Raw genomic sequence first — 13,231 nt, 5'->3', positions numbered from 1 at the left:
CCGGTCGTCCCAGACCCGACCCGCACGGCCACCCCCGCCGCTCGAAGCCCGATCACAGCCACCCCCGCCGCTTGAACTGCCGGTACAGCAGGATCTCCAGCGAGACCATCGCCAGCACCACCGCCGGATACGACCAGAGCCAGTGCAGCTCGGGCATGTGGTCGAAGTTCATGCCGTAGATTCCCGCGATCATCGTGGGGATCGCGGCCATGGCCGCCCATGCGGAGATCTTCCGCATGTCGTCGTTCTGGCGCACGCTCATCTGCGCGAGATGCGCCGAGAGGATGTCCGAGACCAGCCGGTCCAGGCCCTCCACGGACTCGTTCACACGCATCAGATGGTCGTTGACATCGCGGAAGAACGGCTGCGCCTTGTCGTTCACGAAGGGCACGCCCGCCCCGGACAGCCGGGTCAGCGGTACCGCCAGGGGGACCGAGGCCCTGCGGAACTCCAGGACCTGCCGCTTGAACGTGTAGATCCTGGACGCGGTGTTCCGCGAACCGCCGAGGGTCGGGGAGAAGACCTCCGCCTCCAGCTCCTCCAGGTCGGTCCCCAGCTCGGTCGCCACCTCCAGATAGTGGTCGACCGTGGCGTCGGCGATCGAGTAGAGCGCCATGGTCGGCCCGTGCCGGAGCATGTCGGGACTCGCCTCCAGACGCCGCCGCACGGCAGCCAGAGGCGAGCCCTCGCCGTGCCGGACGGTCACCACGAAGGAGTCCCCGATGAAGACCATGACCTCGCCGGTGGAGACGACGTCGCTGTCGGGCTCGTAGCAGACCGGCTTGAGGACCATGAACAGCGAGTCGTCGTACACCTCCAGCTTGGGCCGCTGGTGCGCCTTCAGGGCGTCCTCGACCGCCAGCGGGTGCAGCCCGAACTCCTCGGTGACGAGGTCGAACTCCTTCTCCGTCGGCTCGTGCAGCCCGATCCAGATGAACGCGTCGCCCGCGGCACGCGCCTGCGCCAGGGCGTCGGAGAGATCGTCGGGGCCCTCCGTCCGGTGCCCGTCACGGTAGATGGCGCAGTCGACGATCACGGAGTGTATTCTTCCGCCGCTCGGGCACGGGCGCACTCCGGCCGCCGTTGTCCACAGGGCCCGGCCTGTCCCCGAGGCGCCCGTTTACGCTGGGCCGCATGCCCACCCTGATCCTCGTCCGGCACGGACGTTCCACCGCCAACACCGCGGGACTGCTCGCCGGCTGGACGCCCGGCGTCGCCCTCGACGAGCGCGGCGCCCAGCAGGCCGCCGCCCTGCCCGGGCGGCTCGCCGGGCTGCCGATCTCCGAGGTCGTCACCAGCCCTCTGCAGCGCTGCCAGGAGACCGTCCAGCCGCTGCTCGACGCCCGGCCCGAGCTGCGGGCGCACACCGACGACCGTATCGGGGAGGCGCACTACGGCGACTGGTCCGGCCGCAAGCTCGCCGAGCTCAAGGACGAGCCGCTGATGGACGTCGTACAGGCGCATCCGTCCGCGGCCGCGTTCCCCGGCGGCGAGTCGATGCGTGCCATGCAGACGCGGGCCGCCGAGGCGGTGCGCGAGTGGAACGCGCGCGTGGAGCGCGATCACGGCGGTGACGCCGTGTACCTCATGTGCTCGCACGGCGACATCATCAAGTCCCTCGTCGCGGACGCACTCGGACTTCACCTCGACCTCTTCCAGCGGATCTCTGTTGAACCGTGTTCGATCACCGCGATCCGCTACACACGGATGAGGCCGTTTCTCGTGCGCCTCGGGGACACCGGCGATTTCGCGTCCCTGGCGCCGCGCGAGGAACCCCCGAGCGGTGACGCCCCGGTCGGGGGCGGCGCGGGCGCACCGTGATCGTCGGCCGCAGTAGGGTGAAGCGGTCGAAGCAGCGCAGCAGTTGTCAGCAAGTTCTCAGCAGCCGATGCGGACCGGCGCAGTCAGCCGGTCCTCATGCCGATTCAATGGAGACAGGACGTGTCCCGTCAGGTGTTCCTCTACGACCCCCCGGACCGCTTCGTGGCCGGTACGGTCGGGTTGCCCGGGCGTCGTACCTTCTTCCTGCAGGCCTCCTCAGGACCCCGGGTAACCAGTGTGGCCCTGGAGAAGACCCAGGTCGCCGCACTCGCCGAGCGGATGGACGAGCTCCTCGACGAGGTCGTACGGCGGACCGGCGGCAGCGCGCCCGTCCCGGCCATGGCCCCGACCGAGGTGTCCGACACCGCCCCCCTCGACACCCCCGTGGAGGAGGAGTTCCGGGTCGGCACCATGGCGCTGGCCTGGGACGGTGACGAGCAGCGCATGATCGTCGAGGCGCAGGCCCTCGTGGAGCTCGACGCGGAGTCCGAGGAGGACCTCGCCGAGGCCGAGGAGAAGCTGCTCCAGGACGAGGAGAACGGCCCGCCGATGCTCCGGGTCCGGCTCACCGGCGCGCAGGCCCGGGCCTTCGCCAAACGAGCCCTCGACGTCGTCAACGCCGGCCGGCCCCCGTGCCCGCTGTGCAGCCTCCCGCTCGACCCGGAAGGACACGTATGTCCGCGCCAGAACGGATACCGCCGCGGAGCGTGACCACGGCAGAGCTGCTCGCCCAGGGCGAGCTCAAGGTGCGCGGACGGATCCGTGAGGCCTCGAACGCGGTGCTGTACTGCTCCGTGTCGTACGAGGGCCGGGACGCGTTCTGCGTCTACAAGCCCATCGCCGGGGAGCGGCCCCTGTGGGACTTCCCGGACGGCAACCTGGCGCAGCGCGAGGTCGCCGCGTACGAGGTCTCCGAGGCGACCGGATGGGGGCTCGTGCCGCCCACCGTGCTGCGCGACGGGCCGTACGGCGAGGGCATGTGCCAGCTCTGGATCGAGGCGACGGCCGAAGACGGTGGGGCCGAGCTGCTCGCCCTGGTGGACCGCGAGGAGCCCGAGGAGGGCTGGAAGGCCATCGGCTTCGCCGAGGTCGGCGAGGGGAGGACGGCGCTGCTGGTGCACGCCGACGACACCCGGCTGCGACGGCTCGCCGTCCTCGACGCCGTGATCAACAACGCCGACCGCAAGGGCGGCCATCTGCTGCCCGCCGACGAGGGCCGGCTGTACGGCATCGACCACGGGGTCACCTTCAACGCCGAGAACAAGCTGCGCACGCTGCTGTGGGGCTGGGCGGGGGAGTCACTGACCACGGAGGCGGTCGACGTCCTCACCTCCCTGCGGGACGGCCTGGCGCCGGGCGCACCGCTCGCCACCCGGCTGGCCGAACTGATCACCGCCGCCGAGATCGACGCCACACGCGCGCGTGTCGACGCGATGCTCACCTCGGGGAAGCACCCGGAGCCGAGCGGGGAGTGGCCGGCGATTCCCTGGCCACCGGTGTGAGCCGACCCGGCGCCCCGACAGGGGCGCGGGGAGGCGCGGGGAACTGTGCGATCAACCACAACGAACCCTTGGTCGCCGAAGCGCAGAGCGCCCCGAGGTCTTAGGTACCGGCCCCAGGACCTCGTCTGCACACCACCCGGCCTCGCGCAAGGGTGTGTTCCCGGCCATCAGGAGCTGGCCGGTTCGTATACGGAACTTCCGTCCGGTTAGGCTCATGACATGCATGCCTGGCCCGCTTCTGAGGTCCCCGCCCTGCCTGGTGAGGGCCGCGACCTCCGGATCCACGACACCGCGACCGGTGGGCTCGTACGTCTTGACCCCGGTCCCGTCGCCCGAATCTACGTGTGCGGCATCACGCCGTACGACGCGACCCACATGGGGCACGCGGCGACCTACAACGCGTTCGACCTCGTTCAGCGCGTGTGGCTCGACACCAAGCGGCAGGTTCACTACGTCCAGAACGTGACCGACGTCGACGACCCGCTCCTGGAGCGGGCGGAGCGCGACGGCGTCGACTGGGTGGGACTCGCCGAGAAGGAGACCGCCCTCTTCCGTGAGGACATGACCGCCCTGCGGATGCTGCCGCCGCAGCACTACATCGGCGCCGTCGAGGCGATACCCGGGATCGTCCCGCTCGTCGAGCGGCTGCGGGACGCGGGAGCGGCGTACGAGCTCGAAGGGGATGTGTACTTCTCCGTCGAGTCCGACCCGCACTTCGGGCAGGTGTCCAACCTGGACGCCGCCGCGATGCGCCTGCTGTCCGCCGAGCGGGGCGGTGACCCGGACCGTCCGGGCAAGAAGAACCCGCTCGACCCGATGCTGTGGATGGCCACCCGTGAGGGCGAGCCGAGCTGGGACGGCGGCTCGCTGGGCCGCGGCCGGCCCGGCTGGCACATCGAGTGTGTGGCCATCGCCCTCGACCACCTGGGGATGGGCTTCGACGTCCAGGGCGGCGGCTCCGACCTCGCCTTCCCGCACCACGAGATGGGTGCCTCGCACGCCCAGGTGCTGACCGGTGAGTTCCCCATGGCCAAGGCGTACGTCCACGCCGGCATGGTGGCCCTCGACGGCGAGAAGATGTCGAAGTCCAAGGGCAACCTCGTCTTCGTGTCCGCGCTCCGGCGCGACGGGGTCGACCCGGCGGCCATACGGCTCGCGCTGCTCGCGCACCACTACCGGGCCGACTGGGAGTGGACGGACGCCGTCCTCGAAGACGCGGTCGCGCGCCTGGAGAACTGGCGGGCGGCGGTGTCACGGCCCGACGGGCCGTCCGCCGACGCGCTCGTCGCGGAGATCCGCGACGCCCTCGCGAGCGACCTGGACGCGCCGGCGGCGCTCGCCGCGGTCGACCGCTGGGCCGCGCTCCAGCACGAACAGGGCGGTACGGACGAGGGCGCCCCCGGCGTCGTCTCGCGCGCCGTGGACGCCCTCCTGGGCGTGGCTCTCTGACAACTGCACGGGCGCCGGGCGGGTTCTCACCCACCCGGCGCCCTCTGTGCGGGGAGCCGTCCTCCGTTACTTGTTCACGATGACGGCCTGGATGGCGCCACTGCCCGTGTCGAAGATCCCGATGACCTGCTGCCCGTAGGCGAAGGCTTCCTGGACCTCGTCATGCGTCACCTGGTTCGGGTTGACCAGGGGGTACCACACGTTGTTGATGAGCAGGTACAGAATCGACGGCTGGCCCGGGAGCGGAGTGACGACGTCCCAGAAGCGCGTGGCCACGCCACTCGCCAGAGCCTGGGAGTCCACGGCGCTCTGCAGGATCAGCGGCTGACCCTGCTGCTGCTGTCGCTGCTGCCCACCGAGCTGCTGGAGCAGCTGCTGGAAGGGCTGCTGCTGGCCGAGCTGCTGGAGCTGCTGCTGCAGGTGCTGCGGAATGTGCTGCTGCGGAATCTGCTGCTGCGGAATGTGCTGCTGCGGAATCTGCTGCTGAGCAATGCCCTGCTGGCCGAACGGCTGCTGCATCTGCTGACCGAAGGGCTGCTGCTGGCCCATGCCCTGCTGCTGCCCGAACTGCTGCGGGGGCGCGGTGCTCGGGCCCTGCTGGCTCTGCTGCTGGCCCTGCTGGCCCTGCTGGCTCATCTGCGGGATCGTGCTCATGCGGGTGCCACCTTCCATCAATGGTTGGTTGCGTTCCGTCGGTCCGTGACGAACAGGTCCTCAGCCCGTGACCACCAGGCCGACGATCTCGTCGTCCGAGAACCAGACACGTACGTCGGGCCGTCCCCCCGCGAAGGCGGTGTGCACCGCCTGGCGGATCTCGGGGGACGGGGTGTTGAGGTTGCGCCATGCCCCGGACACGTACAGCCGGAGCCTGGGCGGGAGTTCACGCGGATACGGCAGCAGCTCGTCCCAGTACCGCTCGGCCTGGCCCGAGCCGACCGCCTCCGGCAGCAGATGGGTGACCGCCGCCTTGATGTCCGGCCGGTTGCCGATCCGCTGGGAAGCGGGCCGGCCCGGCGCGTCCTGCTGCGGGGAGCCCGTGGCCCGCAGCACCGCGCGGGCACGCTCCGGGGACATCGGTTCCTGCCCTGCCGCCCTGAGCATGCCTTGCAGCGCGGCCAGGGCGCCGACCACCACCGGGGAGGCGGAGGAGGTCCCGGAGAACGTGTCCGTGTACCAGCCGATCTCCTCGGCGCCGCCCTGCAAGTCGCCGGGCCGGTCCCAGAAGCCGCCGGTGGTCGTGACCTCGCGTCCCCAGCCCTGCGCGTCCACGCGTGCCCCGTAGTTGGAGAACGCGAGCCGTGAGCGGTCCGGACCGTGGTCGCGGCCGTGCGTGCCGGGCGGCGGTGCGCCCGCGCCGACCAGGACTGCCCCGGAGGACTGGTTGGAGGGGTTGAAGGGGTTGCGCCACCACTCGGGGAACTCGGCGGGGCGGCGCTCGTACACCGCGTCGTCCAGCGACTCGGCGCCGTTGCCCGCGGCCGCCACGACGAGGACGCCCTTGGCGGTCGCGTACCGGATGGCCGCGAAGTTGTCCGGCCACCACTCGATCGCGATGTAGCCCTGCTGGTCGTCGCGCTGTTCGAAGTCGAACCGCGGCCCTGGAGCGTGCAGTTCGATCAGGAGGATGTCGCCGGGGCCGAGCCGGTCGGCCGCCGCGTGGATCGCCGCCGCCGAGCCGATGCCCTGGAAGGACGCGGCCGCGGTCACGGCGTCCGGCACGACGCCGGTGATCCCGGACTCGCCCTGGTCGCCGCCGATCACCCCGATGACGGCGGTGCCGTGGTTGCGCCAGGCGAGGTCCGTCAGCGGGGTGCCGACGACCACGCCCGCGAGCTTCGCGGCCAGGTCCTCGTGCCCGAGCTGCCAGGCCCCCTCGACATCGATCACCGTGACGCCCTGGCCCGTACCGCCCGGCCGCTGCCAGGCCCAGTACGCGTCGATGCCCTCGGGCGCAGGGCGCAGATAGCCCTGGCGGCTGGTGAAGTCGGGGGTGACGGGCGCCCCTTCCTTCATGCGCCGGCTGTCGTCCGAACTCTGCCCGACCGAGCCCACCGAGGCGGGGACGGCGCCGGGCTTCACATACGCCGTGTCGATCTCCGGCAGTGCGGCGATCCGTGAGCGCAGTTCCTGGGCGCGGCGCTCGACGCCGCGCACCCGGTAGAACAGCGCGAGGTCGGGTCCGCTCTCGGTGCCCGCCACCACGGACTGCTGCTGCGTCTGCTGGAGTCGCTCCTCGCTGCCGAACAGCGGCTCCAGGGCGAGCTGTTCGTCGCTGAGGAACATGTTGAGGGCCGATACGTCCGCGCCCACCGCCGAGCGGACGCCCTCGGCCCGGGCGCGCAGCCGGGCCTCGGGGCGTGCGACGACGATCAGCTCCTGCTCGGCTCCTCGGTAGGTGAATCCGGCTCCGTCGGGCCCCGGCCCGGACGTTCCCGGGCCCTGCGCCGGCTGTACCTGGTCGGTCATCGCGTACCGCTCCCTTCGATCCTTGCGGGTGCCGGTCCATGCGTGTGCTCTGCCGTGCCGTGTCGCGCTCCGTCGCGGGACGACGCGGTGCCATGTCCCGTTCCCGGGCCGCGCCTTCGTGGCACAACCTGGCACGCCCACGGCGACTCGTCCACCCCGTCTTCGCCAACTTGGTTTGAAAACAAGTTGAATGGGGAACCCCGTGCAATCCGTCTTGAAACAGATGTCACGTAGCAATCCGGCCAAAGGCTGCGGAGGCGTGTGTCATGTGATGGGGTGACAGCGGCTGTTGACCCCACGGCCGGTGCGAACCGGCCCCTTGCGGAAGGACGCTCCATGCACCGTTCCTTCGCACGTCGAAGACTGCTCACCGCGACCGCCGCGCTGGGAGGAGCGGCGCTCCTCGGCGGCACCGCCCGCGCGGCCGAAGAGCACCGGCCCGCCGGGTTTCCGCTCCCCAACGGCTTCCGGCCCGAAGGGATCACCATCGGCTCCGCCCCGTTCGCGTACTTCGGTTCCCTGGCGAACGGCGACATCTACCGCGCGAACCTGAACACCGGGCGCGGGGGTGTCATCAGCGAGGGCCTCGGCGCCGAACACCCCACCGTGGGCCTCAAGACCGACCGGCACGGCAGGCTCTTCCTCGCCGGCGGCGCCAGCGGCGAGCTGCGGACGGTCGACGCCCGCAGCGGCGAGATCGAGAAGGTGTACGCCGTCGGGGGCACCTTCGTGAACGACGTGATCCTCACACCGGACGCCGCCTGGTTCACGGACTCCTACCAGGCGCGGCTCTACCGGCTCGCGCGGGGCAGGCACGGCGAGCCCGGAGCCGTCACGACCGTGCCGCTCATCGGTGACTGGGAGCAGGGCACCGACTTCACCGCCAACGGCATCGAGCGCACGCCCGACGGCCGCGCGCTGCTCGTGGTGAACACGGTCGCGGGCGGCGGCACACTGATGCGGGTCGAACCCCGTACGGGGGCGGCCACCGTCGTGGACCTCGGCGCCTCCCGACTCCCCAATGGCGACGGCCTGTTGCTCCTGGGCCGCACCCTCTACGCCGTTCAGCAGTCACAGAACCTGATCGACGTCTTCCGTCTGAACGCCGCCGGCACCCACGGCACGGCGATCGCCCGGATCACCGACCCGCGCTTCAGGATCCCGACGACGGTCGCGGCCTGGGACGGCCGGCTGTATCTGCCGAACGCCCGCTTCGACGTCGAGCCGACGCCGGACACGGAGTACGACGTGGTGGCGGTGGACCAGGTCTGACGGGTCTGACGGATCTGACGGATCTGAGACGACTCAGGGGCGGTACGCATCCCGCGTACCGCCCCTTCTGGTTCAGTCCTCCGAGGAATCCTCGGAACCGGAACCGGAACCGGAACCGGAACCGGAACCGGCATCGGTACCGGTCTCGGTCTCGGCGTCGGCCTCGGATCCCGCGTCGGCCTCGGATTCGGATTCAGCGTCCGGCTCGGATCCGGCGTCCGTCTCGGGCCGCTGCGGCTTCGGCGTCCGTCTCGGGCCGCCGGGGCTGTCGCGGAGGAACGAGGCCGAGTCGCCGGTCTCCGTCGCATGGCCCCCGGCCTGCGCCGCCGGACCGCTGCCGTCCCTGCGTCGCAGATAGCGTTCGAACTCGCGGGCGATCGCCTCGCCCGACGCCTCCGGCAGCTCGGCGGTGTCCCGGGCTTCCTCCAGCGTCTGCACGTACTCGGCGACCTCGCTGTCCTCGGCGGCCAGCTGGTCCACGCCCAGCTGCCAGGCCCGCGCGTCCTCGGGCAGCTCGCCCAGCGGAATGCGCAGGTCGATGAGGTCCTCCAGGCGGTTGAGGAGGGCCAGCGTCGCCTTCGGGTTGGGCGGCTGCGACACATAGTGCGGTACGGCCGCCCACAGGGACACGGCCGGTACGCCCGCGTGTGTGCACGCCTCCTGGAGGATGCCGACGATGCCCGTCGGGCCCTCGTACTTGGTCTCCTCCAGGTCCATGGTGCGGGCCAGGTCCGGATCGGACGTGACCCCGCTGACCGGCACCGGACGTGTGTGCGGGGTGTCACCGAGCAGCGCGCCCAGGATCACCACCAGCTCGACACCCAGCTCGTGCGCGAAGCCGAGGAGCTCGTTGCAGAACGAGCGCCACCGCATCGACGGCTCGATACCCCGGACCAGCACCAGGTCGCGCGGCTTCTCGCCGCCGACCCGGACCACCGACAGACGCGTGGTCGGCCAGGTGATCTTGCGTACGCCGCCGTCCAGCCACACGGTCGGGCGGTTCACCTGGAAGTCGTAGTAGTCCTCGGCGTCCAGCGCCGCGAACACCTCGCCCTTCCATTCCCTGTCGAGATGCGCGACCGCGGCGGAGGCAGCGTCGCCGGCGTCGTTCCAGCCTTCGAACGCGGCCACCATGACTGGGTCGATCAGCTCGGGAACCCCCTCCAGCTCGATCACCCAGCGCCTCCTTCCGACGTGCCCTCGCGTACGCCCCAACCTTACGGCGTGCCGAGGGGACCTCCGCAGCCCCCTTGCACGGGGGAGTGAACGGATCACTGCCCCGCCGACGCCCCGGAAACACCCGTGATCGTCACCCTGAACCACGCCCAGTCATCCGAGCTGTCCTTGGTCATCCCGTCGCCGGCTTCGAGGACGTCCGGCGCCTGCGCCCGGCCCGCGAGGCGCCCGGCCCCGGCGTACCACCCGGGGTCACCCACTCGTGTGGGGGTACGCCGATTCGGCGCGAGGCGGCGGTCGGGTAGGGAACCGTTCGTCGGGTGAGCGGAGTTGACCCCAGGTCGGGTGTGCGGCGAGCCGGAATCGTCTATCTGGCCCTGCTCGGCGTCGGAACCGTGGGGGCGCTCCTCGTGGCCCCGCACCTGGACGACCCGGCATCCGTGTTCGCCGCGCTGCTGCCGACCGGGGCCGGCGCCTACCTCGCCTGGAGCGCCTACCGGGCCGACAGGATCGAGGCGGCCCCGGTGGAGGGCCCGGGCGCTGTCGCCGACCGACTCGCCACCGCCGTACGCCATCAGTGGGAGACCGAGGCACGGGTACGGCGTCTGGAGGATCCGTATCCCCTGCCCGTCGCCTGGCGAACCGCCGGTACCGGGCCGGCCGAGGAGAGCGGGCCGGATCCGTCCGCCGGCGCGCCGGCGTCGTACGGGCTTGCCGGGCGGGGCGGTGAGATCGACGCGATCTTCACCGAACGCGTCGCCACGCGGCGGCTGTTGGTGCTCGGCGACCCCGGTTCGGGCAAGACGCTGCTGCTCGTCCGGCTGGTGCTCGGGCTGATCGGACGGCGCCAGGAGGGCGAGCCGGTGCCCGTGCTCTTCCCGCTCGCCTCCTGGGACCCGGCAGCCCAGGACCTGCGCGGCTGGATGGAACGCAAGCTCGTACAGGACCACGCGGAGCTGGGCGCCGCCGCGCCCGAGCGGTACGGGTGCGTCACCCGCGCCGGGATGCTGCTGGACCAGCGGCTGGTCCTCCCGGTGCTCGACGGGTTCGACGAACTCCCGGCCGCCGTGGGCGCCATGGCGTTGCACGGCATCAACGAGGCGCTGCCGTACGGGTGCGGGCTGGTGCTGTCGAGCCGTCCCGCGGAGTACCGGGCCGCGCTCCGGCCGCGGACCGGGGTGCCCGCGAGGCTCAGCGGGATGGCGGGCATCCGCCTCGAACCCCTGGGCGGCGAGGACGTCGCCCGCTATCTGCTCCGGGACGCGGGCGGCTCGGGCACCCCGGCCGCCGGGCGCTGGGACCCGGTGGTCGAGGTGCTGGGCACGGACGCGCCCGCCGCGCGAGCCCTCACCAGCCCGCTGATGGTGTCCCTGGCCCGGTCCGTCTACAACCCGCGCCCGGGGGAGGGAGCCGCCGCACTGCCGGACCCCGGTGAACTGCTGCGCTGCCCCACCCGGGCGGCGGTGGAGCACCATCTCTTCGAGGCGTTCGTCGGAGCGGCGTACCGGCCACGCGCGGGCAGGCCCTGCCGGTGGACGGCGGAGCAGGCCCGAACCGCCCTGCGGTATCTGGCGGTTCACATGGAGCGCGGGTTCGACGGGGCGGCCGAGGTCGCCTGGTGGAAGCTGCACGGCACCGTGCCGGGCGTGCTGCCGAGGGCGCTGGCCGGGGTGCTGCTCGGGGCTCTGGGATGGCTGGCGGAGGGGACGGTCCTTGAGGTCGTCCACCACTTCACCCACGACCCCGACTACGACCCGAGCTGGCCGTGGCGCGGCGGACTCGGCGTGCTGGCCGGAGGCCTGTGCGGCGGGCTGGTGGGCGGTGTCGCGGCCGGGCTGGTCGTGTCCGTACTGGGTGCCGCCGCCGCCCCGTCCGCCGGCCTGACCGACGTGCTGCTGCAACGGCTGGCGGACAGCGGCGCGGTGGCCTTGACGGCGGTGATCTGCTGCGGGTTCGCGGTCGGGAGCAGGCCCGTCTTCCGCCCGCCGTCCGGCTGGGACCGCAGAGTGCTGCTGACCGGGGTCGTCACGGCGGGCCTGTGGGTGGTCGCGTTCCACAACGCCTGCGGCACGCTCAGCACCGTGCTCTACACACTGCTCGCCTGCGCGATGGGCCTGGACGGCATGCCCGCGGACCCCGCCTGCCCGGTCGCCCGGGTCCGCTGGTCCATCGGCCGCCGGGCCGTCGCCCAGGGAGTGCTGGCAGGGGTGCTGGTGGCCTCCGTCTACTTCATGGAGGGCGTCCTCACGGAGGTGCTCGGGGGCGAGCCGGGCAGGTTCTACGTCGCCCCGGCCGAGCCGCTCGAAGCCGCCTGGGAGTCATGGCGGCAAGGGGCGCTGATCGCGGTGGCCTGCATGCTCGTCCAGGGGCTGCGGACCGTTCCCGTGGATCTCGCGGGCTCCGTCGACGGGCGGGCGCTGCTGCGCAACGACCGTCGCACGATGGGCACATGCGTGCTCGCCGCGGCACTGCTCGGTGCCGCCGTGTTCGGTGCGCAGGAGTGGTACATGCTCACGTTCGTGGCACCGCGCCTGTGGCATGTGAGGGTCACCGGCGACTACGCCTGGTGCTATGCCATCGGGATCATGCCCGCCCTGCTGATGGGCCTGGCCGCCGGACTGCGGCAGACCGCCTGGGGCCGCTACGCCGTGGCCCGCTGGTACCTCGCCCTCCGCGCGAAGCTGCCCCGCGACCTCATGGCCTTCCTCGCCGACGCCCACGAGCAGCGGGGTGTGCTCCGCCGGGTGGGCGCCGTCTACCAGTTCCGCCACATCGAACTGCAACACCATCTGGCGGACCCGGAACGGCAGTTCACAGGGTCGACCGCAGCCACTGTTCCACGCTCGCGATGTGCACCGTCGCCCACGACCGGGCCGCCTCCGCGTCACGGTCGCGCAGGGCACTGAGGATCGCGCGATGCTCGTGCAGTGTGCGGCTGACCGCGTCCTCCTGGGTCAGGCCGCGCCAGATGCGGGCCCGGGTGGTGGGCCCGGACAGGCCGTCGAGGAGGGAGCACAGCACCGAGTTGCCGGAGCTCTGCACGATGCCCCGGTGGAACTCCAGGTCGCAGGCGACGAGTTCCTCCACCGAGGGCGCGCCGCCGAGGGCGTCCAACTGGGCGGTCAGCGCGTCCAGTTGCTGCTCGCTGATGCGCGAGGCCGCCATCGCCGTGGCGGCGGGCTCCAGGATCCGGCGCACGGCGAGGAACTCGAGCACGGTGTCGTCGCGGTGGAAGTCGACGACGAAGCTCAGCGCCTCAAGGAGGAGCTGGGGATCCAGGCTGGTGACATATGTGCCGTCGCCCTGGCGTACGTCGAGGATGCGGATCAGGGAGAGCGCGCGCACCGCCTCCCGCAGGGAGTTGCGGGACAGCCCGAGTTCGGCGGCGAGCTCGCTCTCCTTGGGAAGCCGGTCGCCGGGACGCAGTGCGCCGGAGACGATCATTCCCTTGATCTTTTCGATCGCCTCGTCGGTGACTGCCATGGCGGGCCTCCCTGTCGTTCAGACATCCGATGTCTCACGCCATTATGGGGGTTCAGTGGGCT

General features: G+C 71.7%; 12 protein-coding genes. 6 read left to right on the top strand and 6 right to left on the bottom strand.

Going from position 1 to position 13,231, the window contains the following annotated elements; translation table 11 throughout:
* Nucleotides 1–52 precede the first annotated feature (52 nt).
* Nucleotides 53–1,036 carry a magnesium/cobalt transporter CorA gene (gene corA, locus AB5J50_RS10805; RefSeq protein WP_327427479.1) on the bottom strand — a complete coding sequence of 328 codons (984 nt, stop codon included), beginning with the start codon at nt 1,034–1,036 and terminating at the stop codon, nt 53–55.
* Between the two features lie 98 nt (nt 1,037–1,134).
* Between corA and AB5J50_RS10800 the strand changes: the two genes are divergently transcribed.
* From AB5J50_RS10800 to mshC, 4 genes are all read left to right on the top strand, one after another.
* Nucleotides 1,135–1,821 (top strand): histidine phosphatase family protein, encoded by a 687-nt coding sequence (locus AB5J50_RS10800; protein ID WP_369257029.1) that lies wholly within the window; start codon nt 1,135–1,137, stop codon nt 1,819–1,821.
* A 120-nt stretch (nt 1,822–1,941) separates the two neighbouring features.
* On the top strand, nt 1,942–2,532 hold the full coding sequence (locus AB5J50_RS10795) for a DUF3090 domain-containing protein (RefSeq protein WP_369257027.1): 591 nt from the start codon (nt 1,942–1,944) through the stop codon (nt 2,530–2,532).
* Nucleotides 2,496–3,323 (top strand): SCO1664 family protein, encoded by an 828-nt coding sequence (locus AB5J50_RS10790; protein ID WP_369257025.1) that lies wholly within the window; start codon nt 2,496–2,498, stop codon nt 3,321–3,323. The genes AB5J50_RS10795 and AB5J50_RS10790 overlap by 37 nt, the downstream gene beginning before the upstream one ends.
* A gap of 219 nt (nt 3,324–3,542) precedes the next feature.
* Entirely contained in the window at nt 3,543–4,772 is a 1,230-nt protein-coding gene (mshC, locus tag AB5J50_RS10785; protein ID WP_369257023.1) for a cysteine--1-D-myo-inosityl 2-amino-2-deoxy-alpha-D-glucopyranoside ligase, read from the top strand.
* 66 nt (nt 4,773–4,838) lie between these two features.
* Here mshC and AB5J50_RS10780 read toward each other — a convergent pair whose 3' ends face one another.
* A complete protein-coding gene (locus AB5J50_RS10780) occupies nt 4,839–5,426 on the bottom strand; it encodes a hypothetical protein (protein WP_369257021.1) in 588 nt (195 codons plus the stop codon).
* 60 nt (nt 5,427–5,486) lie between these two features.
* Nucleotides 5,487–7,238, bottom strand: a complete 1,752-nt coding sequence (locus tag AB5J50_RS10775) for a S8 family peptidase (protein WP_369257019.1) — start codon at nt 7,236–7,238, stop codon at nt 5,487–5,489.
* 336 nt (nt 7,239–7,574) lie between these two features.
* Between AB5J50_RS10775 and AB5J50_RS10770 the strand changes: the two genes are divergently transcribed.
* Nucleotides 7,575–8,510 (top strand): SMP-30/gluconolactonase/LRE family protein, encoded by a 936-nt coding sequence (locus AB5J50_RS10770; protein WP_369257017.1) that lies wholly within the window; start codon nt 7,575–7,577, stop codon nt 8,508–8,510.
* Between the two features lie 72 nt (nt 8,511–8,582).
* Here AB5J50_RS10770 and AB5J50_RS10765 read toward each other — a convergent pair whose 3' ends face one another.
* Nucleotides 8,583–9,686 carry a PAC2 family protein gene (locus AB5J50_RS10765; protein WP_369257015.1) on the bottom strand — a complete coding sequence of 368 codons (1,104 nt, stop codon included), beginning with the start codon at nt 9,684–9,686 and terminating at the stop codon, nt 8,583–8,585.
* Nucleotides 9,687–9,781: 95 nt separating this feature from the next.
* Entirely contained in the window at nt 9,782–9,946 is a 165-nt protein-coding gene (locus AB5J50_RS10760) for a hypothetical protein (protein WP_369257013.1), read from the bottom strand.
* A gap of 60 nt (nt 9,947–10,006) precedes the next feature.
* Between AB5J50_RS10760 and AB5J50_RS10755 the strand changes: the two genes are divergently transcribed.
* Entirely contained in the window at nt 10,007–12,592 is a 2,586-nt protein-coding gene (locus tag AB5J50_RS10755) for an NACHT domain-containing NTPase (protein WP_369257011.1), read from the top strand.
* Here the strand turns inward: AB5J50_RS10755 and AB5J50_RS10750 are convergent.
* Nucleotides 12,498–13,169 carry a FadR/GntR family transcriptional regulator gene (locus tag AB5J50_RS10750; RefSeq protein WP_369257009.1) on the bottom strand — a complete coding sequence of 224 codons (672 nt, stop codon included), beginning with the start codon at nt 13,167–13,169 and terminating at the stop codon, nt 12,498–12,500. The genes AB5J50_RS10755 and AB5J50_RS10750 overlap by 95 nt on opposite strands.
* Nucleotides 13,170–13,231 lie beyond the last annotated feature (62 nt).

It is taken from the genome of Streptomyces sp. R35 (genome assembly GCF_041053035.1).
In the GTDB taxonomy this organism is placed as follows: domain Bacteria; phylum Actinomycetota; class Actinomycetes; order Streptomycetales; family Streptomycetaceae; genus Streptomyces; species Streptomyces lutosisoli.
Note: the sequence above shows the minus strand (reverse complement) of the source record. Positions and strands in the feature narration are given on the sequence as shown.

What these genes read in the sequence shown, in the direction of transcription:
- mshC (WP_369257023.1), top strand. Translation starts at nt 3,543, where the DNA reads ATGCATGCCTGGCCCGCTTCTGAGGTCCCCGCCCTGCCTGGTGAGGGC.
- AB5J50_RS10800 (WP_369257029.1), top strand. Translation starts at nt 1,135, where the DNA reads ATGCCCACCCTGATCCTCGTCCGGCACGGACGTTCCACCGCCAACACC.
- AB5J50_RS10780 (WP_369257021.1), bottom strand. Translation starts at nt 5,426, where the DNA reads ATGAGCACGATCCCGCAGATGAGCCAGCAGGGCCAGCAGGGCCAGCAG.
- AB5J50_RS10775 (WP_369257019.1), bottom strand. Translation starts at nt 7,238, where the DNA reads ATGACCGACCAGGTACAGCCGGCGCAGGGCCCGGGAACGTCCGGGCCG.
- AB5J50_RS10790 (WP_369257025.1), top strand. Translation starts at nt 2,496, where the DNA reads ATGTCCGCGCCAGAACGGATACCGCCGCGGAGCGTGACCACGGCAGAG.
- AB5J50_RS10750 (WP_369257009.1), bottom strand. Translation starts at nt 13,169, where the DNA reads ATGGCAGTCACCGACGAGGCGATCGAAAAGATCAAGGGAATGATCGTC.
- AB5J50_RS10770 (WP_369257017.1), top strand. Translation starts at nt 7,575, where the DNA reads ATGCACCGTTCCTTCGCACGTCGAAGACTGCTCACCGCGACCGCCGCG.